General features: G+C 61.6%; 22 protein-coding genes. 6 read left to right on the forward strand and 16 right to left on the reverse strand.

The window, feature by feature from the left end:
- Position 1 precedes the first annotated feature (1 nt).
- Together xdhB and xdhA are read right to left on the reverse strand one after the other, a co-directional pair.
- Entirely contained in the window at positions 2–2,320 is a 2,319-nt protein-coding gene (gene xdhB, locus K3724_RS22265) for a xanthine dehydrogenase molybdopterin binding subunit (RefSeq protein WP_259993069.1), read from the reverse strand.
- 13 nt (positions 2,321–2,333) lie between these two features.
- On the reverse strand, positions 2,334–3,797 hold the full coding sequence (gene xdhA, locus K3724_RS22270; protein WP_259992916.1) for a xanthine dehydrogenase small subunit: 1,464 nt from the start codon (positions 3,795–3,797) through the stop codon (positions 2,334–2,336).
- Positions 3,798–4,003: 206 nt separating this feature from the next.
- Here xdhA and K3724_RS22275 point away from each other — a divergent pair, with 206 nt between their 5' ends.
- On the forward strand, positions 4,004–4,921 hold the full coding sequence (locus K3724_RS22275; protein ID WP_259992918.1) for a LysR family transcriptional regulator: 918 nt from the start codon (positions 4,004–4,006) through the stop codon (positions 4,919–4,921).
- A gap of 58 nt (positions 4,922–4,979) precedes the next feature.
- Here the strand turns inward: K3724_RS22275 and K3724_RS22280 are convergent, their stop codons facing one another.
- Positions 4,980–5,183 (reverse strand): hypothetical protein, encoded by a 204-nt coding sequence (locus tag K3724_RS22280; RefSeq protein WP_259992920.1) that lies wholly within the window; start codon positions 5,181–5,183, stop codon positions 4,980–4,982.
- 289 nt (positions 5,184–5,472) lie between these two features.
- Positions 5,473–6,732, reverse strand: a complete 1,260-nt coding sequence (locus K3724_RS22285) for a urate hydroxylase PuuD (protein WP_259992922.1) — start codon at positions 6,730–6,732, stop codon at positions 5,473–5,475.
- Between the two features lie 104 nt (positions 6,733–6,836).
- Between K3724_RS22285 and K3724_RS22290 the strand changes: the two genes are divergently transcribed.
- Entirely contained in the window at positions 6,837–7,745 is a 909-nt protein-coding gene (locus K3724_RS22290; RefSeq protein ID WP_259992924.1) for a LysR family transcriptional regulator, read from the forward strand.
- A gap of 79 nt (positions 7,746–7,824) precedes the next feature.
- Here the strand turns inward: K3724_RS22290 and uraH are convergent, their stop codons facing one another.
- A complete protein-coding gene (gene uraH, locus K3724_RS22295; RefSeq protein ID WP_259992925.1) occupies positions 7,825–8,181 on the reverse strand; it encodes a hydroxyisourate hydrolase in 357 nt (118 codons plus the stop codon).
- Between the two features lie 149 nt (positions 8,182–8,330).
- Between uraH and puuE the strand changes: the two genes are divergently transcribed.
- From puuE to K3724_RS22310, 3 genes are all read left to right on the forward strand, one after another.
- On the forward strand, positions 8,331–9,746 hold the full coding sequence (gene puuE / locus K3724_RS22300) for an allantoinase PuuE (RefSeq protein WP_259992926.1): 1,416 nt from the start codon (positions 8,331–8,333) through the stop codon (positions 9,744–9,746).
- Entirely contained in the window at positions 9,743–10,234 is a 492-nt protein-coding gene (locus K3724_RS22305; RefSeq protein WP_259992927.1) for an ureidoglycolate lyase, read from the forward strand. Before puuE ends, K3724_RS22305 begins: the two co-directional genes overlap by 4 nt.
- A 68-nt stretch (positions 10,235–10,302) precedes the next feature.
- Complete coding sequence (locus K3724_RS22310) at positions 10,303–11,739, forward strand: uracil-xanthine permease family protein (protein ID WP_259992928.1); 1,437 nt, start codon at positions 10,303–10,305, stop codon at positions 11,737–11,739.
- A gap of 69 nt (positions 11,740–11,808) precedes the next feature.
- Here K3724_RS22310 and bhcD read toward each other — a convergent pair whose 3' ends face one another.
- The 4 genes from bhcD to bhcA form a co-directional block, all read right to left on the reverse strand.
- The gene (gene bhcD, locus K3724_RS22315) at positions 11,809–12,774 is read right to left on the reverse strand and encodes an iminosuccinate reductase BhcD (RefSeq protein ID WP_259992929.1); all 966 of its coding nucleotides are present in this window, start codon (positions 12,772–12,774) and stop codon (positions 11,809–11,811) included.
- 73 nt (positions 12,775–12,847) lie between these two features.
- On the reverse strand, positions 12,848–14,011 hold the full coding sequence (gene bhcC, locus K3724_RS22320; RefSeq protein ID WP_259992930.1) for a 3-hydroxy-D-aspartate aldolase BhcC: 1,164 nt from the start codon (positions 14,009–14,011) through the stop codon (positions 12,848–12,850).
- Between the two features lie 17 nt (positions 14,012–14,028).
- Positions 14,029–14,997: a beta-hydroxyaspartate dehydratase BhcB gene (gene bhcB / locus K3724_RS22325; protein WP_259992931.1), complete on the reverse strand. Its 969-nt coding sequence runs from the start codon at positions 14,995–14,997 to the stop codon at positions 14,029–14,031.
- Complete coding sequence (gene bhcA / locus K3724_RS22330; RefSeq protein ID WP_259992932.1) at positions 14,997–16,187, reverse strand: L-aspartate--glyoxylate aminotransferase BhcA; 1,191 nt, start codon at positions 16,185–16,187, stop codon at positions 14,997–14,999. The genes bhcB and bhcA overlap by 1 nt, the downstream gene beginning before the upstream one ends.
- A gap of 198 nt (positions 16,188–16,385) precedes the next feature.
- Here bhcA and bhcR point away from each other — a divergent pair, with 198 nt between their 5' ends.
- Positions 16,386–17,219 carry an HTH-type transcriptional regulator BhcR gene (bhcR, locus tag K3724_RS22335; RefSeq protein WP_259992933.1) on the forward strand — a complete coding sequence of 278 codons (834 nt, stop codon included), beginning with the start codon at positions 16,386–16,388 and terminating at the stop codon, positions 17,217–17,219.
- Positions 17,220–17,271: 52 nt separating this feature from the next.
- Here the strand turns inward: bhcR and K3724_RS22340 are convergent, their stop codons facing one another.
- The 7 genes from K3724_RS22340 to K3724_RS22370 form a co-directional block, all read right to left on the reverse strand.
- Positions 17,272–18,102: a bifunctional allantoicase/(S)-ureidoglycine aminohydrolase gene (locus K3724_RS22340; protein ID WP_259992935.1), complete on the reverse strand. Its 831-nt coding sequence runs from the start codon at positions 18,100–18,102 to the stop codon at positions 17,272–17,274.
- A 122-nt stretch (positions 18,103–18,224) separates the two neighbouring features.
- Positions 18,225–19,310 carry a molybdenum ABC transporter ATP-binding protein gene (gene modC, locus K3724_RS22345; protein ID WP_259992937.1) on the reverse strand — a complete coding sequence of 362 codons (1,086 nt, stop codon included), beginning with the start codon at positions 19,308–19,310 and terminating at the stop codon, positions 18,225–18,227.
- Positions 19,310–19,966 carry a molybdate ABC transporter permease subunit gene (gene modB / locus K3724_RS22350; RefSeq protein ID WP_259993070.1) on the reverse strand — a complete coding sequence of 219 codons (657 nt, stop codon included), beginning with the start codon at positions 19,964–19,966 and terminating at the stop codon, positions 19,310–19,312. Before modB ends, modC begins: the two co-directional genes overlap by 1 nt.
- A 44-nt stretch (positions 19,967–20,010) precedes the next feature.
- Entirely contained in the window at positions 20,011–20,748 is a 738-nt protein-coding gene (modA, locus tag K3724_RS22355; RefSeq protein WP_259992940.1) for a molybdate ABC transporter substrate-binding protein, read from the reverse strand.
- A gap of 149 nt (positions 20,749–20,897) precedes the next feature.
- Positions 20,898–21,461, reverse strand: coding sequence for a chemotaxis protein CheD (locus K3724_RS22360; RefSeq protein WP_027260142.1), 564 nt, complete (start codon positions 21,459–21,461; stop codon positions 20,898–20,900).
- A gap of 26 nt (positions 21,462–21,487) precedes the next feature.
- Positions 21,488–22,432 carry a CheB methylesterase domain-containing protein gene (locus tag K3724_RS22365; RefSeq protein WP_259992941.1) on the reverse strand — a complete coding sequence of 315 codons (945 nt, stop codon included), beginning with the start codon at positions 22,430–22,432 and terminating at the stop codon, positions 21,488–21,490.
- A gap of 165 nt (positions 22,433–22,597) precedes the next feature.
- Complete coding sequence (locus K3724_RS22370; protein WP_259992942.1) at positions 22,598–24,955, reverse strand: methyl-accepting chemotaxis protein; 2,358 nt, start codon at positions 24,953–24,955, stop codon at positions 22,598–22,600.
- Between the last annotated feature and the right edge of the window lie 95 nt (positions 24,956–25,050).

The following is a 25,050-nucleotide window of genomic DNA, read 5'->3' on the forward strand; positions in this document are numbered from 1 at the left end:
CTCAGCCCTGCCCTTTGAGGGTTTCGATCGCCATCAGCACGCGCTCCGGCGTGGCGGGTGCGTCCAGACGCGGGCAGACCTTGTAATCCGCCGTGCTGGCAACCGCCATCGACAGCGCCTCGAACACCGAGATGCCCAGCATGAACGGCGGCTCGCCCACGGCCTTGGACCGCTTGATGGTGCGCTTCTTGTTTACTGACCATTGGGCCAGCTGGGTGTTGAAGATGCGCGGCCGGTCAGACGCCAGCGGGATCTTGTAGGTTGAGGGCGCATGGGTGCGCAGTCGGCCCTCGCCGTCCCACCACAGCTCCTCGGTGGTCAGCCAGCCCATACCTTGGATAAAGGCGCCCTCCACCTGGCCCTTGTCCAGCACTGGATTCAGCGAGCGGCCCACGTCATGCAGGATGTCGGTGCGCTCGACCCGGTATTCACCGGTCAGCGTATCGACGGAGACTTCCGAGCAGGACGCGCCATAGGCGTAGTAGAAGAACGGCTGCCCCTTGCCCGCCGCGCGGTCCCAGTGGATTTCCGGCGTCTTGTAGAAACCCGCCGCCGACAGCTGGACACGGGCCATGTAGGCGGCTTTCACCAGCGTATCAAAGGGGATCTCCTCGCTGCCGACCCGCACGCGGTTGGGCAGGAACTCGACCTCTGCCTCGGAGACTTCATATTTCTCAGCTGCGAATTTGGTCAGCCGGGCAATGATCTGCTCCGCTGCATCCAGCGCCGCCATGCCGTTGAGGTCCGAGCCTGAAGAGGCCGCGGTGGCGGAGGTGTTCGGCACCTTCTCGGTGGTGGTCTTAGTGATCTTGATGCGCTCGAAATCCACCTGGAAGGCATCGGCCACAACCTGCGCCACCTTGGTGTTGAGGCCCTGCCCCATCTCGGTGCCGCCGTGGTTCAGATGGATAGAGCCGTCATTGTAGACATGGATCAGCGAACCCGCCTGATTGTACCAGGTCGCGGTGAAGGAGATGCCGAATTTCACCGGCGTGAGCGCAATGCCCTTCTTGATAATCTTCGACTCCTTGTTGAAGGCGATGATTTCTTCGCGGCGCTTGCGGTATTCGGCGTTTTCCTCCAGCTCCCCGATCAGCCGGTCGAGGATGTTGTCCTCCACCTTCTGATGATAAGGCGTCAGGTCGCGGCCTTCCTCGCCATAGAAGTTGGCCTTGCGCACATCCAGCGGGTCTTTGCCGAGGGCATAGGCGATTTCTTCGATCATCCGTTCAGCAGCGATCACACCCTGCGGGCCGCCAAAGCCGCGGAAGGCGGTGTTGGAGACGGTGTTGGTCTTCATCGGGCGGCTTTTCAGCAGCACGTTCGGGTAGAAGTAAGCGTTATCCGCATGGAACAGCGCCCGGTCGGTGACCGGCCCGGACAGGTCCGAGGAAAAGCCGCAGCGCGCGGCAAAGCCGCCCTCAACGGCCTGAATACGGCCCTCGCCATCAAAGGCCACGTCATAGTCGATCACGAAGTCATGGCGCTTGCCGGTGGCGGTCATGTCCTGGTCGCGGTCGGGACGGATCTTGACGGCGCGGTTGTGTTTCTTTGCGGCAATCGCAGCCACCGCGCAGAACAGGTTCATCTGGCTTTCCTTGCCGCCAAAGCCGCCGCCCATGCGGCGCACGTTGACGGTCACCGCGTTGTTTGCCACGCCAAGAACATGCGCCACCATATGCTGCGCCTCGCTCGGGTGCTGGGTGGAGCAATGCACGGTCACATCCTCGTCTTCGCCCGGAATGGCAAAGGCGATGTGGCCCTCCAGATACATGTGGTCCTGGCCGCCTACAGTCATCTGCGCCTGGATGCGGTGCGGGGCACCCTTGCGGCCCGCCTCCACGTCGCCGCGCTCCAGCTTTAGCGGGTCGGTGATCATCGGATAGCCCGCCTCCTGCGCCTGGACCGGGTCCAGCGCGTGCGGCAGCACCTCGTAATCCACCTGCGCCAGTTCGGCAGCACGGCGGGCGGCATCGCGGGTTTCGGCGATCACCGCAAACATCGGCTGGCCGTGGAATTCGACCTTATCGGTCGGGAACACCGGCTCGTCATGTTTGCCGGTGGGGCTGATGTCGTTGACGCCGGGAATGTCATCGGCGGTCAGCACATCTACCACACCGGGCGCGGCGCGCACGGCACTGAGGTCGATGCCTTTGATATTGGCGTGCGCCACGGTTGAGACACCCAGGTAGGCGTGCAGCGTGCCATAGGGTTCAGCGATATCGTCGGTGTATTCGGCGCGTCCCGTCACATGCTTGATCGCACTGTCGTGCTGGCGGTCATGGTGCACGGCGCCGCTGATGGTCTGATGGTCTTTCATCTCAAAATCCTCCTCAGGCGACGGCCAGCCGGACGGCACCGGCGGTTCCCGCATCATGTTCCAGGTAGAAGCGGCGCAGCAGGTTGCTGGCCGTGAGCGCGCGGTACTTCGCGGAGGCACGCCAGTCACTGAGCGGAGTGAAATCCTGCTTCACCGCCTCCGCCGCCGCGTCAAATGCGGCTTCGCTCCAGGGCTGGCCCACCAGTGCGGCCTCGGCGCCTGCAGCGCGTTTCGGCGTTGCCGCCATGCCGCCAAAGGCGATGCGGGCCGCGGTGATCACACCATCTGCCACCTCCACGCTGACACCAGCAGCAACCGAGGAGATATCCTCGTCCCGGCGTTTGGAGATCTTGTAGGCGGCATCAATCTGGCCAGCCATAGGTCTCGGGATGCGGATTGAGGCCACAAAATCGCCCGGCTCGCGGTCCTGCTTGCCATAGTCGATAAAGAAGTCTTCCAGCGGCAGCGTGCGGCTGCCGCCTTGTTTCTGCAGCGTCACCTCGGCGCCGAGCGAGATCAGCACTGGCGGGGTGTCCCCGATGGGTGAGCCATTGGCGATATTGCCGCCGATGGTGCCCATGTTGCGCACCTGCCAGCCGGCAATGCGGTCCCAATATGCGCTAAGGTGCGGGAAGGCATCGCGGATTGCAGCTTCGCTTTCGGTATAGGTGACGCCCGCGCCGATGGTCAGCGCCTGATCGGTCAGCTCAACTGCCTTCAGCTCCTCCAGGTGGGACACAAACACCACCGGGGAAATCGGCTTCATGAATTTGGTCACCCACAGGCCCACATCAGTGGAACCGGCCACGATGGTTGCCTTGGGGTTCTCGGCCAGCACCTGTGCAAGGTCGCTTGCGTCCAGCGGCAGGATGGCGCGGTCGTCTTCGGGGCCGGTCACTACACGGGCCTGTGGCTGGATGGCCTTGAGATTGGCGGTCAGGCTGTCACGCTCGGTGGTCAGATAGTCGTTGGCCGGGGTGCCGTACTGGTTCACTGCCAGGGCGGCGCGGACAATCGGCTCATAACCCGTGCAGCGGCAAAGGTTGCCCTGCACGGCGGTTTCCACCTGCGTCTCGTTCGGCTGCGGGTTTTCCATCCAGAGCGCATAAAGCGACATCACGAAACCGGGGGTGCAAAAGCCGCATTGGCTGCCGTGGTATTCGACCATAGCCTGCTGTACCGGATGCAGACGGCCATTGGGGCCGGCCAGATGCTCCACCGTTACCACATGGCAACCGTTCAGCGAGGCCAGGAAACGGATGCAAGCGTTGATCGCCTCATAGCGCAGGGCGCCATTCTGCAGCCGCCCCACCAGCACGGTGCAGGCGCCGCAGTCGCCCTCGGCGCAGCCCTCCTTGGTGCCGGTCAGGCGCTGTTCCAGGCGCAGGAAATCCAACAGGGTGGTGGTTGCCTTCACGTCCTGAAGTACGATGTTCTGGCCGTTCAGCAGAAAGCGGATGTCGGTTTGATGTGTCATCTGGCCTCCGGAGTGTTGTTGGGCCGTCATGGCCCGCTTAGGTTTGTTTTACCCTGTCTGACTGCCCCGGTTAACGGGTGCAATTGCGAAAGGCTTTCAACACCTTGTTGAAAATGGTTAGGCTATAGGTGCCGGAACCGGCGTGTCCGCCGCCTGCTGCTGTGAAACGGCAAGCGGCAAACGCGCCCAGTAAGGGTCTGTAGAACATGTCTTATCTGGAATCTCTGCGGGTCTTTACCCGAGTCGTCGAACTGGGCAGCATCACCTCGGGCGGACGTGATCTGCGGCTGACTCCCGCCGTGGCCAGCAAACGGATTAAGGAGCTGGAAAAGCACCTTGGCGTGCGGCTGTTCAACCGTACCACGAGGTCGCTGACCCCGACCGAGGCCGGGCAGCTGTTTTACACCGAAGCCAAGAAGGTTCTCGAATCGATTGAGGATGCCGAGGCGGTGGTCTCGCAATTCTCCGCTGCACCGCGCGGGGTAATCCGGGTGACCGCGCCGTTGGGTGTTGGCCGCCGCATCATCGCACCGCTGGTGCCAGGCTTTGTCGAGGATTACCCGGCCACCGAAATCCGTATGCGCATGTCGGATCGCAAGGTCGACATTCTCGCGGACGGGCTGGATGTGGCGTTCTTCATCGGCACCCCGCATGACTCGACCCTGAAGATGCGCAAGATCACCGATTGCGCCCGTGTGCTGTGTGCCGCGCCGGCATATCTGGAACGCCACGGTACCCCTCAGATGCCGGAGGACCTGCTGAGCGGCCACAACTGCCTGCTGCTGCGCTATCCGCGTTCGCCCGAGTATTTCTGGACGCTGACCACGCCGGAAGGCCCGCGCAAGCTGGAAGTCTCAGGCAGATACGACGCCGATGACAGTGACGTGCTGACCAATTGGGCGCTTGACGGGCGGGGTATTGTCAACAAGCCGCGGTTTGACGTCGCTTCGCATTTGCAGAGCGGCGCGCTGGTTGAGGTGCTGCCGGACACGCCGCCTGAGCCGACGATCTTCGGCTGCCTTTACCCGCACAGGAAACTGCAGGATCCCAAGATACGCCTGTTCGTGGATTACGCTGTGAAACACGGGCTGGCAGCCTTCCGGCGGATCGAGACTGGCAGTTAAGGGCAAAAGGAAAGGCGGGCACCGCTTGCCCGCCTCAAAAAAAACGAGGGTTCTCGCCTTAGCAGCGGTGCGGATTTTCCTCGCAATAGACCAGGTTTGCCGCGGCACCGACAGCGGCACCTGTTACCAGATTCGCGTCCAGCACAGCAGCACCGGCAGCGCCGGCGCCTGCTCCATAGACCAGCCGCTCGCCGGTGGTGTCCCCGCAGGCGGCCAAAGCGGCGCAGAGTGCAAGTCCGATGGCGATGGTTTTTCTAAGCATCGTGTTTCCTCCTTCAACGTCCAAACCCCGCAGTTTTGCCGCGGTCCCAAACGGCCGGTTCCCGGCTTTTGCCGCCAGGAAAGGGTGCCCGAAAGGGATTGGCGCTGTGGCTGAACAGGCCGGAAGACCCCGGGTATCCGGCGCAGTTGGGCAAACCCTGTATCAGTATAACACACGGCGGGGCTGTTTGGTTCCATGCTCTTGCTGCGGTGGGGGCACAGGCGTGGTGGCGGACGAAAAAGGCCCCGCCACGGGGGCGGAGCCATTGGGCATGTCAGACGGTTTTGCGTCAGTTTGCGGCCAGTGCAAACGGCAGATCTTTGGCGGCGCTGCCGTACCAGCGGCGGATCAGCGCGCGCTCCTCGTCCTCCATGTAGGTCACATTGGCGGGCGGCATCGCATGGGTTGCGCCGGCCTGGAGGTAGATGTCCCTGGCGTATTTCGCCACATCGGCCGGGGTCTCCAGCAGCACGTTCTTGGGCGCGCGGCGGATGCCGTCATAGTAGGGCTCCCGCGCGTGGCACATGGCGCAGCGGCCCGGCACCACATTCATCACATCCTCGAAATGCTGGTTGCTGGCAAAGACCTGTTCACCCTTGGTCAGCTCCCGCGCCTCGGACTCTTCGTAGGTGTCCTGCTGCAGCGGCGCCTGGCTCAGGATCATGATGCCGATGAACAGGATCGCGGTCACCGGCCAGGTCCAGGTCGGGTTGCTGGTGCCCGCGTGGTTGCTGTTGAAGTAGTGGCGGATGGTCACGCCCATCAGGAACACCAGCGCCGCGATCAGCCAGTTGTACTCGGTGGCAAAGGCCAGCGGGTAGTGGTTCGACAGCATCAGGAACACCACCGGCAGCGTCAGGTAGTTGTTGTGGGTCGAACGCAGCTTGGCGATTTTGCCGTATTTGGCATCCGGCGTGCGGCCCTCCTGCAGGTCCTTCACCACGATGCGCTGGTTCGGCATGATGATGAAAAAGACGTTTGCAGTCATGATGGTAGCCGTAAAGGCGCCCAGATGCAGCATTACGGCGCGGCCAGTGAAGATCTGGTTGTAGCCCCAGCCCATCGCGACAAGCAGCACAAACAGCAGCACCATCAGGAAGGTTGGCTTCTCCCCCAGCGGCGATTTGCACAGGAAGTCATAGATGATCCAGCCGATGGTCAGCGACGCGCCGGAAATCAGGATGCCTTGCCACAGGGCCAGATCGGCCTTGGCCGCGTCGATCAGGTACAGCTCACCACCCGCCCAGTAGACGATCATCAACAGGCCGGCACCCGATAGCCAGGTGGCGTAGCTCTCCCATTTGAACCAGATCAGATGCTCCGGCATGTTTTCCGGCGCCACCAGGTATTTCTGGATGTGATAGAAACCGCCGCCGTGAACCTGCCACTCCTCGCCATGCGCGCCAACCGGCAGATGCGGAACTTTCCGCAAGCCGAGGTCCAGCGCGACGAAGTAAAAGGACGATCCGATCCAGGCAATGGCGGTGATGACGTGAAGCCAGCGGACCGCAAAGCCCAGCCAGTCCCACATGATCACAAGCTCTTCCATTGTTCTCTCCTCATAAGCTTTGACCCAAGACTAGAGCATGCCGCTATTTTCATGTATTAGGTAAAAAACCCAAGCTGTTTCAAAATAACACAAAGAATACTTGAATGGCCTATCTCGACAACATCCGCACCTTCGTCCGTGTCTATGAACTTGGCAATATGTCTGCCGCGGCGCGCGACATGCGGATTTCGGCGGCGGTGGCGTCGTCGCGGATTTCACAGCTGGAGGACCACCTGAATGTGCGGCTGTTCCAGCGCACCACCCGGCTGCTTAATCCGACCGAACAGGGCAACTTGTTTTATCACGGCGCGGTCAAGATCCTGGAAGCGGTGGACGAGGCCGAGGCCGATATCAGCAACGTGACGCAAACCCCGCGCGGCACGCTCTATGTGGCCGCACCCTTGGGGCTGGGGCAGCACCTGATTGCGCCGGCGGTGCCGAATTTCAATGAGGCCTATCCGCTGATCTCAATCCGGCTGCGGCTGTCGGACCGCAAGCTGGACCTGGCCGCCGAAGGTCTGGATGCGGCGTTCTTTCTCGGCGTGCCGGAGGATTCCAACCTGCGCATCCGCAAGATTGCCGATTGTGCGCGGGTGCTGTGCGCGGCGCCGGAGTACATCAGGCAGCGCGGCCAGCCTGCCAGCAGCGACGAGCTGAAGACCGAGGCGCACGACTGCCTGAACCTGCGCTATCCCGGCGCACCGGAGTTCCAATGGCCGTTGCGCAGCCAGGACGGGGTCAAGCGGGTAACCGTCACCGGACCGTTTGAATCGGATCACGGTGATGTGCTGACCAGCTGGGCGTTGGACGGGCATGGGATCATCCTGAAGCCGGTGTTCGAGATTTCTGAACACCTTGCCTCAGGCCGGCTGGTGCCGGTGCTGGCAGAGGAGCCGCCAGTCCCGATCCAGATGGCCTGCCTCTATGTCCACCGCCGCCATCAGGACCCCAAGGTGCGGCTGTTCATGGACTTCATGGTGGATCACATCCAGGCGTCCCTGCCCTCGGAATGAAAAAGCCCGCCCCAGTTGCTTGGGACGGGAACCGCCGGCAGATGCCAAGCGGGAGGAGAGGTATCTTGGGGATTGCGGCTCAGCTGCCGCGGTAGGTGGAATAGCCGTAGGGCGACAAGAGCAGCGGCACGTGATAGTGGCTGTCCGCCTCGCTCATGCCAAAGCGCAGCGGCACCTCGTCCAGAAACAGCGGGTCCGCGCCGGCCTGGCCGGTAGCGCGCAGATAGCCGCCGGCATGGAACACCAGCTCATAAGTGCCGGTTACGAATTCACCTGCCGGCAGGATCTGTTCATCCGTGCGGCCATCGTCATTGGTGGTCAGACTGCGCAGATGGATGCGCTCGCTGCCGTCGATCCGGTAAAGGTCGATCATCAGCCCTTCCGCCGGGCAGCCGCGGGCGGTGTCCAGCACATGGGTGGTCAGAAATCCGGTCATGCCAGCCTCCATTCAATTCTGTTGACTTAGGTATGCGCTGTTCAGCCCAGTGCATACAGAAGGAAGAGTCAAAAAGTTCTTTCAAAAATATACTGAAAGCGGGGTGGGATTATCTGTTCTATACATATTAAAAAGACAGGAGACCTGACGTGACGCGCTATCCTCGTGACTTGCGCGGATACGGTGCTGCCGCACCTGACCCGCAGTGGCCTAATGGGGCCAAAACCGCCGTGCAATTTGTTCTGAACTACGAAGAAGGCGGTGAAAACTGCATCCTGCACGGGGATGCGGCGTCCGAGGCCTTTTTGTCCGACATTCCCGGCGCTGCGCAATGGCCCGGCCAGCGCCATTGGAACATGGAGTCGGTTTATGAATACGGCAGCCGCGCCGGCTTCTGGCGGTTGCACCGGCTGTTCACCGGCGCCGGTATTCCGCTGACCATCTATGGCGTCGCCACCGCGCTGGCCCGCTCACCCGAACAGGTGCAGGCGATGAAAGACGCGAACTGGGAGATTGCCAGCCACGGGTTGAAATGGGTCGAGCATAAAGACATGCCCGAGGACGAAGAACGCGCCGCGATTGCCGAGGCGGTGCGCCTTCATACTGAGGTCACCGGCGACCGTCCGCGCGGCTGGTACACCGGACGTTGCAGCGCCAACACCGTGCGGCTTGCGGCGGAGGAAGGCGGGTTTGATTATATTTCAGACACCTATGACGACGACCTGCCCTATTGGCTGGAGACCGGCGGGCGCGATCAGCTGATCATCCCCTACACGCTGGAAGCCAACGACATGCGGTTTGCCAATTCGCCGGGCTGGATCACGGGCGAGCATTTCTTCCAGTATCTGAGGGATGCCTTTGACGTGATCTATGCCGAGGGCGAGGCCGGTGCGCCGAAGATGATGACCATCGGTCTGCATTGCCGCTTGATCGGACGTCCGGGCAAGATTGCGGGCCTCAAACGTTTCATTGAGTATATTCAGGGCTTTGATGGTGTCTGGTGTCCGCGCCGGATCGACATTGCCGAGCACTGGGCCGAAACCCACCCACCAGTGAAGCGCGAGCGCCCCAGCCAAATGGACCGCGCGGATTTTGTCGCCAAGTTCGGTTCGATCTTCGAGCATTCGCCTTGGATCGCCGACCGCGCCTATGATCTGGAGCTTGGCCCTGCGCATGACTGCGCCGCTGGCGTTCACAACGCGCTGTGCCGCAAATTCCGCACCGCCAGCGAGGAAGAACGCCTGGGCGTGCTGACCGCGCACCCGGATCTGGCGGGCAAACTGGCCGCTGCCGGGCGTCTGACCGCCGAGAGCACATCGGAACAATCCAGTGCCGGGCTGGATATGCTGACAGATGACGAGCGCGAGAGCTTCACCCGGCTCAACACCGAGTATGTGGAAAAGCACGGCTTCCCCTTCATCATTGCGGTGCGCGACCACAACAAGACGTCAATCATGGAGGCGTTCCACCGCCGTATCCACAATGACCGGGCGACCGAGTTCGATGAGGCCTGCCGCCAGGTCGAGCGCATTGCCCAGTTCCGCCTGCAGGACCTGCTGCCGTGAGCGGGCGGCTGACAGCGAAGCCGCTGACAGCGGCGGCTTTTGCACCCTATGGCGACGTGATCGAGGTTGCAGGCGCGCCGGACAAGATGATCAATCAGGGCATGTGCGGTCGTCACCACGACCTCGCGGCCCTGAACTTCGGCGAGGACGGACGGGCCGGCATCAGCATGTTTGACGCCAAGGCCCGCCACCTGCCGCACAAAGTGGACATGGTGGAACGCCACCCGGAGGGCAGCCAGGCCTTTGTGCCCGTCAACGGCGTGCCGATGCTGGTTGTGGTGGCGGATGATGACGGCGGCCAGCCGGTCAATCTGCAGGCCTTCATCAGCCAGCCGGGCCAGTCCATCAACCTGCACCGCGGCACCTGGCACGGGGTGCTCGCACCCCTTGGCGCGCCCGGCCAATACATCGTTTTCGACCGCATCGGCACCACGCCTAATCTTGAAGAGCACTGGTTCAAGGAGCCTTTCACTGTGGTCGCAGACTGACCGCACAACTCGAAGCCGCCAACAACAAAAAAGAAGCGGCAAGATCCCCATGACCAACAGGAGAAGACATGGCTGATACTTCCATCGGGACGCCGGCACAGCTGCGCGACCCGAATTACACCCCGCCTTTGCACAAGGCGGTCCCGCTGGGCATCCAGCATGTGCTGGCGATGTTTGTTTCAAACGTGACACCTGCGATCATCGTGGCCGGCGCCGCCGGTTTCGGGTTCGGATCCAACTCGCCGGATTTCCCGGAGCTGCTGTACCTGATCCAGATGTCGATGCTGTTTGCCGGTATTGCCACACTGCTGCAGACAATCACCCTGGGGCCGATCGGTTCTGCGCTGCCGATTGTGCAGGGTACATCTTTTGCCTTTTTGCCGATCATGATCCCGCTGGTTGCAGGCAAGGGTGTGGATGGGCTGGCAGCCCTTTTCACCGGCGTCATTGTCGGCGGCATCTTTCATGGGCTGCTCGGCACAGTAATTGGCAAGATCCGCTTTGCCCTGCCGCCGCTGGTCACCGGGCTGGTGGTGACAATGATCGGCCTGGCGCTGGTCAAGGTCGGCATCCAATACGCGGCGGGCGGCGTTCCCGCCATTGGCACGCCGGAATACGGCTCGCTGTTGAACTGGTCGGCGGCGCTGGTGGTGATCATTGTCACCCTTGGCCTGAAATTCTTTACCAAGGGCATGCTGTCGGTCTCGGCCGTGCTGCTGGGGCTGATCGTGGGCTACATCTATGCATTGATGACCGGCATGCTGACGTTTGAAGCCGTCTCCGGCTCCTGGTCGCAAGCCGCAGCCTTTGCCCTGCCGCAGCCGTTCAAATACGGGGTCGAGTTCTCCGCCGCCGCGATCATCGGCTTTTGCCTGATGAGCTTTGTCTCTGCCGTTGAAACCGTGGGCGATGTGTCCGGCGTGACCAAGGGCGGCGCAGGCCGCGAGGCCACCGAGCAGGAAATCGAAGGCGCCACTTATGCTGATGGTGTCGGCACCGCGGTTGCGGGCTTCTTTGGCGCCTTCCCCAATACATCATTCAGCCAGAACGTCGGCCTGATTGCGATGACCGGGGTGATGAGCCGCCATGTGGTGACCTGCGGCGCCATCTTCCTGATCATCTGCGGGCTGGTGCCCAAGGTGGGTGCGGTGATCCGCACGGTGCCGATCGAAGTGCTGGGCGGCGGTGTGATTGTGATGTTCGGTATGGTGGTTGCGGCCGGTGTGTCGATGCTGTCGGATGTGGACTGGAACCGCCGCAACATGGTGATCTTTGCGATTTCCCTGTCCATTGGCCTGGGTCTGCAGCTGGAACCCGGTGCTTTGCAGCATATGCCCGATACCGCGCGGATCCTGCTGACCAGCGGTCTGCTGCCAGCCGCGCTGATTGCCATCGTGCTGAACCTGGTTCTGCCGCAAGAGCTGGCGGGTGAAGCAACCGAAGAAGTCTCAGGCGGGATGAGCGGCCATGGCCGCGGATCGCTACCGCATGAGGATCGCAGCTGACACGCGGGGATGCCGAAAACAGAAAGGGCGCCGCTTTGGCGCCCTTTTTATTTGATGCTTTGAACCGGTTCAGAAGTCGACCTCGATGGCGATGCCCTTTTCAACCGCCGCTTCAACAACCGAAGCCGCGACGGCCAGATCCTGCAGGCCGACGCCAGTGCCGTCGAACAGGGTGATCTGATCGTCTGAAATGCGTCCAGGGTTGGTGCCATTGATCACCGCACCGATCTGGGCCACGTCCGTCTCCTGGATCAGGCCCTGGGCCACCGCGTGCTGGGCCTCACCGATAGAGATCGACTGGGCGACCTCGTCGGTGAATACATCTGCCGCGACCAGCAGCTGCGGATCGACCTCTTGCTTGCCCTTGGTGTCGGTGCCCATGCAGGCAATGTGGGTGCCAGGGCTGACCTGGCCCGCCTTCAGGATCGCATCAAAGGAGGAGGTGATCGAGATGATCACATCCGCCTCGCGTATACCGTCCAGCTCCACCGCTTCAAAGGGCAGCCCGGCCTCGTCCGCCACTTCCTGCAGGTTCGGCAGCATGTCAGGATGCAGGTTCCAGCCAATCACTTTTTCAAACTGCCGCTGCTCCAGTGCTGCACGCAGCTGGAACTTGGCCTGATGGCCCGCGCCGATCATGCCGATCACCTTGGCGTCCTTGCGGGCCAGATGCTTGATCGACACCGAGGAGGCCGCGGCGGTGCGCAGCGCGGTCAGCAGGTTGCCACCCACCATCGCCTTCACCTTGCCAGTGTCCGGATCGAACAGGAAAACGGTGGACTGGTGGTTGATCAGCCCGCGTTTTTCCAGGTTGTTCGGCCAGTAGCCGCCTGCCTTGAGGCCCAGGGTAAGACCAGCTTGGTCAAATCCGCCTTTGAAGCCGTAAAGCGCGTCCTCGTGACCGATCGCCTCCCGCACCACGGGGAAGTTGTAGGCATCACCTGCGGCCATGGCGGCAAAGACCTTCTCGACCGCGTCGAACGAGGCTTTACGGGTCACCAGGTCCGCAATCGCCTTTTCCGGAACGATGTACATGTCTGTTTCTCCTCAACAAAAAAAGCCGGCGGAGGGCGGCCTGCGCACCTCCGCCAGTTCGGGGATCATTTGATTAGTAGGCTTTGCCACGGGCCGAGACCGGCCAGACGGTTTCAACCTTGCCGTCTCTGACACCGACGTACCAGTCATGCACGTTGGCGGTGGGGTCGCAGTGGCCCGGCACCAGGCGCAGCTTGTCGCCCACTTTCAGCGCGCCGTTCGGGTCGGAAACCACGCCGTGCTCGTCCGAGCATTTGATGTATTCCACGTCGTCGCGGCCAAAGATGAAGGGCAGCCCGCTGTCCACCGACTGCGCTTTGAGGCCGGCGTCAACAATGGCCTTGTCGGATTTGGCGTGGCTCATCACCTGGGTCAGCAGGAAGAAGGCGTTTTCCCACTCACCTTGGTCGATCCGGTTGCCGTCCTTGTCCAGGATGCGACCGTAATCGGCGTCCATGAAGGCGTAAGAGCCGCACTGCAGTTCGTTGTACACGCCGGAGTTTGATTCAAAGTAGTAGGAGCCAGTGCCGCCGCCGGACACCAGCTCGCAGTCGATGCCTTCGGCCTTCAGGCCCTCAACCGCATCGGCAACCTGGGCGATGGCGATGTCCAGCTTGGCCTTGCGGTCTGCGTAGCTGTCCATGTGCTGCATCGCACCCTGATAGGCCTGAATGCCTGTGAACTTGAGGTTCTCGGCCGCGTTCACAGCTTTGGCGATGATCACAACAGCCTCGGTGGTGGTCACGCCGCAGCGCCCCGCGCCGCAGTCGATCTCAATCAGGACTTCCAACTGGGTGCCATGCTTCTGCGCTGCTGCCGACAGGTCGGCCACATTGTCGATATCATCGACGCAGACAATGGTGCGCGCACCCAGATTGGGCAGGCGGGCCAGACGGTCGATCTTCTGCGGGTCGCGCACTTGGTTCGAGACCAGAACGTCCTTGATGCCGCCGCGGGCAAAAACCTCTGCCTCAGATACCTTCTGGCAGCAGACGCCAACCGCGCCGCCCAGAGATTCCTGCAGTTTGGCCACATCCACCGATTTATGCATCTTGCCGTGCACCCGGTGGCGCATGCCGTGCGCCTTGGCATAGTCGCCCATCTTCTTGATGTTGCGCTCCAGCGCGTCCAGGTCCAGCACCAGCGCCGGGGTCTGGATGTCAGCCTCATCCATGCCCGGGATCGCCGGGACATCATAGCCGACTTCGAGGTCGTCAAATTTGGTCTGTGCGTTCATTGTGGTAACTCCCAAAATCAGCTGTTCATCCAGGGCAGCGTGTCGAGATCGACATTGCCGCCGGTGACAATCAGGCCCACGCGTTTGCCAGCGAAGGCATCCTTGTTTTTCAGAATGGTAGCGAGCGGCACCGCGCTGGACGGCTCCATCACGACCCGCAGGTGCTTCCAGATCAGCTTCATCGCATCGATGATCTCCGCGTCCGACGCGGTGTAGATCTCGCTGACGTGATTGCTGACGAAGTGCCAGGTCAGCTCCTTCAGCGGTACCAGCAGCCCGTCGGCAATGGTCTTGGGCGCATCATCGGCGATGATGTAACCCGCCTTGAAGCTGCGGTAGGCGTCGTCGGCCTGCTCCGGTTCCGCTGCGATCACCTGGGTTTCCGGCGCCAACGTCGACAGTGTCAGGCAGGTGCCCGAGATCATGCCGCCGCCGCCGATCGGGGCCACTACCATGTCGAGGCCATCAGCCTGTTCCACAAACTCCTTGGCGCAGGTGCCCTGCCCCGCAATGACGCGGTGGTCATTGTAAGGATGCACGAAATCGCCGCCGGTCTCCGCTTGCACCTTGGCAAAGGTCTCCTCGCGCGAGCTGGTGGACGGCTCGCATTCGGTGATCTTGCCGCCATAGCGGCGCACGGTGTCCTTTTTGGCCTGCGGCGCGGTGCGCGGCATCACCACGTTGCACGGGATGCCGCGCCGCATTGCGGCATAAGACAGGCAGGAGGCATGGTTGCCCGAGGAATGCGTCGCCACACCCTTGGCAGCCTGGACCTCATCCAGTCCGAAAACCGCGTTGCTGGCGCCGCGCACCTTGAAGGCTCCCGGCTCCTGAAAGTTCTCGCATTTAAAGAATAGATCAGCGCCGGTCAGTTCATTTAGATATGCCGAGGTGCGCACCGGCGTGCGCCGGATATGCGGCTGGATACGCTCATGCGCGGCCAGCATGTCCTCGTAAGTGGGGATATACATAGTGTTATCCTTCATCAGGCGGCAGCCTTGGCGCTGTTGGCGGTGTTGCCGCGGTAGTAATCCTGTGCCGCTGCCACGCCAGAACCCAGCTGGATGTTCAGGCCAAGGTCGGCCATGACCATTTCGGCGGTGGCAATGCCCGACAGCGCCATCACATCGGTCAGGCTGCCCAGATGGCCGATGCGGAACACCTTGCCTGCGACCTCGCCCAGGCCGGTGCCAAAGGCGACGCCGTATTTCTCGGCTGCCAGGCTCACAAACTTGTTGGCATCAAACCCGTCCGGCGTGCGGATGGCGCTGACACTGTCGGAGCAGACATCCGGCGACACGGCGCACAGTTCCAGCCCCCAGGCGCTGACCGCAGCGCGAACGCCTTCGGCAATCCGGTGGTGCCGGGCAAAGACGTTCTCCAGCCCTTCGTTCAGCAGCATACCACAGGCCATGTTCAGACCGTTCAGCAGGCCGACAGAGGGCGTGTAGGGATAGGCGCTGTTGGCATAACCGGCGGCCATGTCCTTGATATCAAAGAAGGTGCGCGGCAAGGTCGCCGTCTCGGCAGCCTTCATAGCCTTGGGAGAGAAGCCGACAATGGCCAGTCCAGGCGGCAGCATGAAGCCCTTTTGCGAGCCGGTGACGGCAATATCGACGCCCCATTCGTCCATGCGGAAGTCCATCGAAGCGATCGAGGACACGCCATCCACAAACAGCAGCGCCGGGTGGCCAGCGGCATCCAGTGCCCGGCGGACGGCGGCGATGTCGGATTTAACGCCGGTTGCGGTCTCGTTATGGGTGGCCAGAACCACCTTGATTTCGTGGCCCTTGTCGGCGGTCAGGATTTCCTCGTAGCGGTCGGCTGGAATGCCCTCGCCCCAAGGGGTCTCAACGACTTGAACATTCAGCCCGTGACGCTGGCACATATCGATCCAGCGGTGGCTGAACATGCCGTTGCGGGCAGCCAAAATCTTGTCACCTGGGTTCAGCGTGTTGGTGATCGCGGTTTCCCAGCCGCCGGTGCCGGTCGACGGAAAGACGAAGATTTCGGCGGTCTCGCTTTTCAGAACCTTCTTCACGCCGGCCAGTGCCGGATGCAGAATCTGACCGAACAGCGGCGAGCGGTGGTCCAGCGTCGGCATGTCCACTGCTTTGCGCAGCACTTCGGGCATATTGGTCGGACCGGGGATGAAAACCGGATTTTGAAAGCTCATTTTGTGCCCTCCTGTGGCGATTTCCTTCACTGTAAGGGGGAGATATGCGTGGAGATACTTTTTTGAAAAACGATTTCAAAAGGTGGTTCGCAACGATTTATCCGTGGAAAAACAAATGATTGTATTTTTTCACTGTACAGAACTGATTTTCAGTTTTATCCATAAGCTGCTGTTTGAATTGCCCAAGAAGACCTGAAAATGCCTCAACCGCCACGCCGCAAAGGCCGCCCGAAAAGCTTTGATTCCGCCAGCCAGCCAGCCACGATCCAGTCGCTGGACCGGGCGCTGGATGTGTTGGACGCGTTGGCCGGCGCCAACGGTATGACACTGACAGAACTCTCTTTCGCGCTGGATCAGTCGGCGGCCACCATGTACCGGGTGCTGGCAACCCTGGAGGCGCGCCAGATTGTCGAGATGGAGCCGCAGTCGCAGACCTGGCACATCGGTGCGATGGCGTTCCGGCTCGGCTCCGCCTTTCTGCGCCGCTCCAGTGTGATCGAACGGGCACGGCCGGTGATGCGGGAACTGATGGAGGCCACTGGCGAAACCTCTAACCTCGGGATCGAACGCAATGGCGATGTGATGTTTGTGAGCCAGGTGGAAACGCATGAATCGATCCGTGCATTCTTCCCGCCGGGAACGACCTCCCCAATGCACGCCTCCGGCATCGGCAAGGCGCTGCTCAGCTGTTTCGGAGAGGACCGTCTGATCCGCTTTCTGCGCGGCCGGACGCTGGAGAGGTTCACGGCGAAAACGCTCACCTCAGCGGATGCCCTACGTGCTGACCTCACGCAGATCCGCACCCGAGGCTGGTCTTTTGATGACGAAGAAAAGGCGCCGGGAATGCGCTGCGTTGCGGCGCCGGTTTTTGGCATGCAGGGTGAAGTGCTGGCGGGGATCTCCATCTCCGGCCCAACCGCGCGGATGCCGGACGGCGGCATCAACGGCATCGGCGCCCTGGTCAAGGACGCCGCGCAGAAACTGTCATATGGATTGGGCGCGCCTGCAACTGTGGAAACCCTGCCCGGCTGAACAGCCGGGCAGCGCCCGGGCACATATCAGGGCCGGGCGCTCCCGCCGCCGCTCAGCGCAGCGGCGCCAGCGGCATGTGCCGGTTCACATCCTTGTACAGCAGATAGCGGAATTTGCCCGGGCCGCCCGCATAACAGGCCTGCGGGCAGAAGGCACGCAGCCACATGTAATCGCCGGCCTCAACCTCGACCCAATCCTGGTTCAGCCGGTACACCGCCTTGCCCTCCAGCACATAAAGCCCGTGTTCCATCACATGGGTCTCGGCAAACGGGATCACCGCACCGGGCTCGAAAGTCACGATCGTCACATGCATATCGTGGCGCAGATCGTTCGGATCGACAAACCGCGTTGTTGCCCATTTACCTTCGGTCCCCGGCATCGGGGTCGGATCGACATGATTTTCATTGGTGACAAAGGCTTCGGGGGTGTCCAGCCCGGCAACAGCTTGATACGCCTTGCGGATCCAGTGGAACCGGACCGGCGCATCGCCATTGTTGCGCAAGCTCCAATTGGCATGCGGCGGCAGGAAGGCATAGCCGCCCTCCTCCATTTCATGCGCAGTGCCGTCAATGGTCAGGGTCATCGCACCTTGCACCACAAACAGCACCGCCTCAGTGCCCGCTTCGGTTTCGGGACGATCACTGCCGCCGCCTGGCTGAACCTCAGCGATATACTGCGAAAATGTTTCGGCAAATCCGGACAATGGCCGTGACAAGACCCAGAACCGGGCCTTGTCCCAGAACGGCAGAAAACTGGTCACGATGTCGCTCATCGTGCCTTTGGGGATCACCGCATAGGCCTCGGTGAACATCGCGCGGTCGGTCAGCAGCTGGGTCTGCGGCGGCAGCCCGCCTTCCGGTGCGTAATAGGATCGTTTGGTCATGGGCTGCCTTTCCTGCTGAACTGCTGCCACATTGATAGCGGCCTGCGCCACGCAACCGAACTTAATTCCGTATCAAGAATGCTTGAAGGATTGTTTTGGTATTTTTGAAGACGCGGGCTGCCCTATCCGCCCCCGCCGATATCCTCCGGCGCGATGGAGACGGTCTTGACCACAGCAAAGCACTCCACTCCCGCCTCCAGCCCCAAGGCCTGGGCAGAACGCCGGGTGACCCGGGCCAGCACCCGCCCGGCGGGCGTTTGCAGCGAGACCATGGCCCCCGGACCGTCGCCAGTGCGGATATGCTCAATCGTGCCGGGCAGAATGTTAAGCGCCGAGAGACCTTCGGGGCGCTGGCGTGACAGGATCACCTCATGCGCCGAGATCCTGACCCGTACCACACTGCCCACAGCTTTTGCGATCTGCGGCAGGAACAGCGGGACACCGCCCGCGTCGAGTTCTGTCAGCCCGTCGTTGTGGTGACTGGCAACACATGCCTCCAGCAGCGCCCCGGCGGCCCGAACCCCTGCGGGCATGACGGCAGAGTCTCCCAGCACCTGCGCCGCGGTTCCTTGCCGCTGCACCTTGCCGTCCTGCAGCACCACAACCGTGGTGGCCAGCCGTGCCACTTCCGCTGCAGAGTGGCTGACATAAAGCATCGGAATGCCGATCTCGTCGCGCAACCGCTCAAAATAGGGCAGGATTTCCGCCTTGCGCGCCTCATCCAAAGCTGACAGCGGCTCATCCGCCAGGATCATCCGCGGCGCCGCCAGCAACGCCCGGCCAATTGCAACCCGCTGCTTCTCGCCGCCTGACAGCAGCCCGGGACGGCGCTGCAGCAGAGGACCAATGCCCAGCATCTCCACAACCCGGTCCAGGCTCTCCCGCTTGGCACCCCGCGGCGCAAACCATTGCCCGAACGCCAGGTTCTGCCGCACGGTCAGATGCGGGAACAGCCGGCCCTCCTGAAACACATAGCCCATGCGGCGCTTGTGCGGCGGCAGCCAGTGCCGCTGTGTGGTATCAAACAGCACCTCCCTGTCCAGAGCCACCCGCCCCTGATCCGGACGCAACAGGCCGGCCACCGCCTGTATCACGGTTGTCTTGCCGGTTCCGGAGCGGCCGAACAGCACGGTGACACCTGGTGGCGCCTCGAATTGCACATCCAGCCCGAACCCCGGCAGCGCATGCCGTAGCGAGACAGTCAGCATCAGCGTCCCCCTGCCCGGTCAGCAACCCTGCGCGCCAGCAGTTCTGACAGCAGCAGCGCAGTCAATGCGATAGCAATCGACACCAGCGTCAGCCGCAATGCTGCGGTCTCACCGCCTGGCACCTGCAGGAAAGTGTAAATCGCCGACGGCAAGGTCTGCGTCTGTCCCGGAATGCTTGAAACAAATGTGATTGTGGCCCCGAATTCCCCCATTGCCTTGGCAAACCCCAGCACGGTGCCGGCAATCAGCCCCGGCAGGATCATCGGCAGGGTGACAGTGGCAAAGCACAGCGCCCGCGAGGCACCCAGCGTGGCGGCAGCCTGTTCCAGCTTGGGGTCCACCGCCTCAACCGACAGGCGGATCGCCCGGACCATCAGAGGAAAGGCCATAATACCCGCGGCCAGCGCAGCGCCAGTCCAGCGGAAAGCAAAGACGATACCAATCTGCTGCAACGCGCCGCCGATTGGCCCCTTGGTGCCAAACACCATCAAAAGCAGATAGCCGGTCACCACCGGTGGCAGGATCAGCGGCAGATGCACCAGGCTGTTCACGAGCTGCTTGCCGGGAAACTGCCAGCGTGCCAGCGCATAGGCTACAAACACCGCCAGCGGCAGCGCGGCCAGTGTTGCCCACAGCGAGACCCGCAGTGACAGCATCACTGCCTGCCACTCCTCGGGACCCAGCCATGCGGCCTCAGCGTTCACGGATCAGGCACTCCGAACCCGTGGCGCAGAAAGATGCCGCGGGCCGCCGGGCTGCGCAAATAGTTTAAGAACGCCTGGGCCTCAGCCGCATTGCCGCTTGAGATTGCCGCGGCGGGGTAGATGACCGGGGGATGGCTGTCCTCGGGAAACACGGCAACCACTGTGACATTGCTGCCTGCAGCAGCGTCCGAGGCATAAACCACGCCCATTGGCGCTTCGCCCGATGCGACCAGCGCCAGCGCGGCGCGCACATTGGCGGCTTGGGCGGTTTTGGACACAATAGAGGGCCATTGCCCCAATGCGGTCAGCGCGGCTTTGCCGTAGATCCCGGCCGGCACCGCTTCGACCAGCGCCATGGCAAGCCGGTTTTCCCCCAGCAGCGCACCGAGGTCGGCGGTTTCCAGGTCCATCGGCGCGGCATCTGCTCCATGAGCGATCAAAACCAGCCGGTTTGTCAGCAGATCCAACCGTGAGGCAGGAACAATCAGCCCGTCTTGCTGCAACACGTCCATCCATCCGGGATTGGCTGAGATGTAGACATCCGCCGGGGCGCCAAGCTGGATCTGCCGTGCCAAAGCCGGGGAGCCTGCGTAAGACAAAGCAGCGGACCGGCCGGTTTCAGCCATGTAGGCTGCTGCGGCCTCATCCAGCGCTGTTTTGGTGCTGGCTGCCGCGAAGACCGTGATCTGCGCCTGCACCATGGATGCCAAGCCCAAAAGCAAGACGACAGGCATCAAAAGGCCCCGCCAGGCTCCAGGCGGAACCAGGAATGCCAAAACTGCAGCCTGGATTGTCGTCATCACTCTTAGGACCTACCTCTGCAGGCAGGCACGGGCAAACGAAAATTTCGGATGCCCAAGCTGTTCCTTGCCGGCGGTCTAAGTCAGAAAAGGTCGACCGCACCTGCACTTCCGCCTGCCGGAGCCGGGGCCGGAACCGGCCGTGCGGCGGCGCGCTGCTCCAATTCGCCGAGCTTGCGGTCGTCCTTCACGTGGGTCTGCTGGGCTGCGCCAGAGCACGCATGGAACCGCACCCGGCGTGCCGAGGTGCCACCAACACTGGAAGAGATGCAAGGGATGCCTTCATCCCGCAGGAACCGCTGCACAAAATCGGCATTGGCCGCGCCGATGTCCGACAGATTTGCGGACATCTTGGCCCCGCCGAACACTTTGACCTTCAGATTGGAACGGATTGCCCCCTTCTTCAGAACGCCGTTGATCAGAAGTTCCATCGCATGGATGCCGTAACGGGCATTGGCTGCGCCGCCCTGACGGGCGTTGGCGAGCAGAAAATGATTCATTCCGCCCACTCCGTTTTCCGGATCGTAAATGCAGGCCGCGATACATGAGCCGAGCACCGTAGAAAACACGATCTTCGGATCTGTGGCCACCCGGTATTCCCCCTGCAGAACCGTTACAGACTTTGAGTTGGCGAAAACAGTGGTCAATGTTTTGGTTCCTTCCTGTGGTGCGTTCAGGCTTTGCTCGCCTGTAGCAGTGTGCTGGCCATCTGCGGCAGCGGCACCTGCTTCTGTGCGGCGCCGATATCCCAGGCGACCCTGGGCATCCCGTAGACAACCGAAGACTTTTCGTCCTGGGCAAATGTTTTCGCGCCGGCCTTGCGCAATTCCAAAAGCCCCCTGGCGCCATCCTGGCCCATGCCGGTCAGGATGGTGGCCACAACCTCCCTCCCATATGGCACGGCAGAGGTGAACAGAGCGTCAACAGACGGAGTATGTCCGGAAATATCAGGCCCTTCCTTCATCCGCAGGCGCAGTGGTTTGCGGCTGCTCAGCCCCATGTGGCGGCGCTGGCCTGCAGCAATATAGACATAGCCCGGTTCCAGCGTTGTTCCGTCTTCGGCAGCACGCACCCGCGCCGGGCACAGCCGGTCAAGAAGCGACACCAGGCCGGATCCGAAGTTCTTGCCGGTATGCTGCACGATCAGCGTCGGCGGGCAGTCAAAGGGGAAGCCGACCAGAATGCTGCGCAAAGCTTCGACACCGCCGGTAGAAGACCCGATCAGGATCAGCTTTTTGCTGGCAGCTGCTGCGGCAGAGGGCCGGGCAGCGGATGCACCCGGGGCCGCACGGGCGCTGCGCCGCGGCGCATTGATCATCATGTCGAAATACTGGGCAAACTGGCTGGGATGATCCGCTTTTGTCAGTTCGAAGATGCCCGCCCCGACATCCAGCAGCGGCGAGGATTTTCTGGCCGGCGTCGCGCCTTGAGTGTCCATGACGGCCACCCATCGGGTATCCATGGCGGAAAACAGCGCCATCATCATTTCGAATTCAGGCAGTTTGGAAAAACCGTCTTCCACAAAAGCAAAAACCGGTTGTGCGGCCTCTGCTTGATTGTAGGCCATCATCAGATTGTTGGCCAAGAGAACCTTCATGCCGGGATAGGCAGATTCCATGTAGCTTTGCAAATTCCGGGCAAAGCTGCGGTCAGTGGTAATGATCAATAAGTTTCGCGAAGACAATGGGATCCCCAGTCAATTTGCAATGCCCTCAGAATTGCAGGCACAGGTTGACATGTGTGAAGGCGCCGCAACCAAAGCCGCGGCGCCTTCGGTGTGTGTTTAAAAGTCCTGCCATAGATCGCGCGCGGCGTTGCCGCTGGCGGCCGCGGCGGCTGGCACCGGGCTGGCTTCAATCTCCCAATCCGCCTCGCCATGTGCCGAGGGCGCAGGTTTGGCCGCCGGAGCGGCGGCACGGGCCGGAGCGGGTGCTGCGCTGCCGCCGGCCACACGGAAATGGGCGACCAGTTCGGACAGCTTGCCGGCATCCGTGTTCAGCATGTGCCCGGCCGCAGTGGCTTCTTCCACCATCGCCGCATTCTGCTGTGTCACCTGATCCAGCTGGGTGACGCCGGTGTTAATTTCGTGCAAACCGGTTGACTGTTCGGCCGCGCCTTCGGCAATGCCGGAGACCAGCTGCGAGATATGGGTGACCTGCTCGACGATGCTTTGCAGCGCCTCGCCGGCCTTTCCGACCAATTCAACGCCGCGATCCACCTGTTTGGAACTGTCGCCGATCAGCGTCTTGATCTCCATCGCTGCATCCGAGGACCGCTGCGCCAGCGCCCGCACCTCGCTGGCGACCACGGCAAAGCCCTTGCCTGCCTCGCCGGCCCGCGCCGCCTCAACGCCGGCGTTCAGCGCCAGCAGATTGGTTTGGAAGGCGATGTCGTCAATCACCGAGATGATTTGCGAGATGTGGTTCGAGGACTGCTCGATCTCGGTCATTGCGGACACGGCGCTTTGCACAACTTCCCGGTTGTTCTCCGCTTCGGTCCGGGCCTCGGCCATGGTGCTTTCAACGCTGCGGGCGCCTTCGGCGGCGGATTTCACCGACGCAGTCAGCTCATCCAGCGCCGCAGCTGTCTCTTCCAGCGTAGCCGCCTGGCTTTCGGTGCGGTGCGACAGGTCGTCCGACGCCTGGCTGATCTCAGCGGCGCCATTACGGATGCTTCCCGAGGCTTCAATCACCTGCCGGACGGTAGAGCTGAGGTTGCTGACAGTGCTGTTGTAGTTCTCCCGCAGCTGCTCGTATTCCTGTGGAAACGCGTTTTTGATCGGCTGGGAAAAATCGCCTTCGGCCAATTGCATCAGCCCGGCGCTCAGGCTTTCGACAACATCTTGCTGCTGCCGCTGCATTTCTGCGCGTTCCTCTTCCGCGGCGCGGGCCAGTTTCAGGTCGTCCTGCATTGAGACAAGGGTTTTGCCGATCTTGCCGATTTCATCGCTGCGGTTTGCGGCTTCGATATCGGTGTCGAGATTACCGGACGACACGGCTTCCATATTATTGCAGATCCGGTCGATCGGCCGGGTGATGGAGCGGGCGAACAGCCAGCCGAAGAAGGACATGCCAGCCGCACAGATCACTGACGCAAGAAGCAGCATGTTGCGTTTTTTGACTGCCGGAGCCATCAATTCGGCCCAGTCCTGTTCGGCAATGATGGCCCAGTTTGCGAATTCCAGCGGCAGCGGCTCGGAATAGGCGAGTACCGGATGCCCGTTCAGACCCGGAACGCCCTTCTGCACATGGGATTCACCGTCAAAGGCTGTTGTCACCTGCTCGGTCGAAGGCAATTGAGAAAGCACTTCGAAACCGCCGTCAAACCGTGATCTGGTCCGCGCTTTCATGTCAGAGCCTGCCAGGTAGATCTGGGTGGTCTGCCCCAAGCCTTGCTCATTGTTGACAATGGCCCCCAGCAAATTCACCGGAATCTGAACTGCAAGCACGCCGACCGTCAGATTGGCGTCGTTTACAACTGGCGCCGCAGCAAAGGCCGCGGCTGCGCCGGCAGAAGGCGCATAGGGCTCCAAATCGGCAAAGAACACTTCGCCGCGGCTGCCTTCCAGGGCAGAGCTGTACACTTTTGCTAGGCCTGAGTCTTTGTACGGGCCGGTCATCATGTTGGTTCCGAAATCACTTTCCTTGAACACCGAATAAACGATGTCCCCGGCCAGATTGATCAGAAAGGCATCATAGTAGCCCTTGCTTTCGATCAAAGTCTTATACGCCGGATGAAAGCTTTCGTGATGCATGTGATAAGGCGAGTCACCTTTTGCACGCGCCAGCAGATGTTTCTGACCAAGCGGATTCGGGTTGTCGTCAATATAGGCCTGACGCAGGATCTGCCCCGGATTTCCGTCCAGATCGTTCCAGGTCATCGTCAGCCATTCGATCGCGGTAGCAGTCGACGGCACGGCCGCCAGGGTCTGCACATCCGCATGGATTCCATCCAGCAGTGTCTGTACCGAATACTTCCGGTCCGCCACCATGGAGCGGAACTGGTCTTCGGCGTTCTTCTCCGCACTGTTTTGGAAACTGATCGTGCTGATCGTGACGAGAATCGCCGTCACGAGCACACCGAACCCAACAATAAACAGCGGCAATTTATGTGCCAGTTTGAGCGATTTTAGCGCTTTCATTCCGTCCTCCTAAGAGCATTGCGGTCTAGGCTCCCGCAAAAGATGATGTTTCTCAGGATGCGCCGCATATATTAATTTGCGGCTTACGGAGGGGC

It is taken from the genome of Leisingera sp. M658, from assembly GCF_025144145.1.
Lineage (GTDB): Bacteria > Pseudomonadota > Alphaproteobacteria > Rhodobacterales > Rhodobacteraceae > Leisingera.

Bases quoted from the DNA above. Each gene is read 5' to 3' on its own strand.
- xdhB (WP_259993069.1), bottom strand. From the start codon at position 2,320: ATGAAAGACCATCAGACCATCAGCGGCGCCGTGCACCATGACCGCCAG.
- xdhA (WP_259992916.1), bottom strand. From the start codon at position 3,797: ATGACACATCAAACCGACATCCGCTTTCTGCTGAACGGCCAGAACATC.
- K3724_RS22275 (WP_259992918.1), top strand. From the start codon at position 4,004: ATGTCTTATCTGGAATCTCTGCGGGTCTTTACCCGAGTCGTCGAACTG.
- K3724_RS22280 (WP_259992920.1), bottom strand. From the start codon at position 5,183: ATGCTTAGAAAAACCATCGCCATCGGACTTGCACTCTGCGCCGCTTTG.
- K3724_RS22285 (WP_259992922.1), bottom strand. From the start codon at position 6,732: ATGGAAGAGCTTGTGATCATGTGGGACTGGCTGGGCTTTGCGGTCCGC.
- K3724_RS22290 (WP_259992924.1), top strand. From the start codon at position 6,837: ATGGCCTATCTCGACAACATCCGCACCTTCGTCCGTGTCTATGAACTT.
- uraH (WP_259992925.1), bottom strand. From the start codon at position 8,181: ATGACCGGATTTCTGACCACCCATGTGCTGGACACCGCCCGCGGCTGC.
- K3724_RS22310 (WP_259992928.1), top strand. From the start codon at position 10,303: ATGGCTGATACTTCCATCGGGACGCCGGCACAGCTGCGCGACCCGAAT.
- bhcD (WP_259992929.1), bottom strand. From the start codon at position 12,774: ATGTACATCGTTCCGGAAAAGGCGATTGCGGACCTGGTGACCCGTAAA.
- bhcC (WP_259992930.1), bottom strand. From the start codon at position 14,011: ATGAACGCACAGACCAAATTTGACGACCTCGAAGTCGGCTATGATGTC.
- bhcB (WP_259992931.1), bottom strand. From the start codon at position 14,997: ATGAAGGATAACACTATGTATATCCCCACTTACGAGGACATGCTGGCC.
- bhcA (WP_259992932.1), bottom strand. From the start codon at position 16,187: ATGAGCTTTCAAAATCCGGTTTTCATCCCCGGTCCGACCAATATGCCC.
- bhcR (WP_259992933.1), top strand. From the start codon at position 16,386: ATGCCTCAACCGCCACGCCGCAAAGGCCGCCCGAAAAGCTTTGATTCC.
- K3724_RS22340 (WP_259992935.1), bottom strand. From the start codon at position 18,102: ATGACCAAACGATCCTATTACGCACCGGAAGGCGGGCTGCCGCCGCAG.
- modC (WP_259992937.1), bottom strand. From the start codon at position 19,310: ATGCTGACTGTCTCGCTACGGCATGCGCTGCCGGGGTTCGGGCTGGAT.
- modB (WP_259993070.1), bottom strand. From the start codon at position 19,966: ATGCTGTCACTGCGGGTCTCGCTGTGGGCAACACTGGCCGCGCTGCCG.
- modA (WP_259992940.1), bottom strand. From the start codon at position 20,748: ATGCCTGTCGTCTTGCTTTTGGGCTTGGCATCCATGGTGCAGGCGCAG.
- K3724_RS22365 (WP_259992941.1), bottom strand. From the start codon at position 22,432: ATGGAATCTGCCTATCCCGGCATGAAGGTTCTCTTGGCCAACAATCTG.
- K3724_RS22370 (WP_259992942.1), bottom strand. From the start codon at position 24,955: ATGAAAGCGCTAAAATCGCTCAAACTGGCACATAAATTGCCGCTGTTT.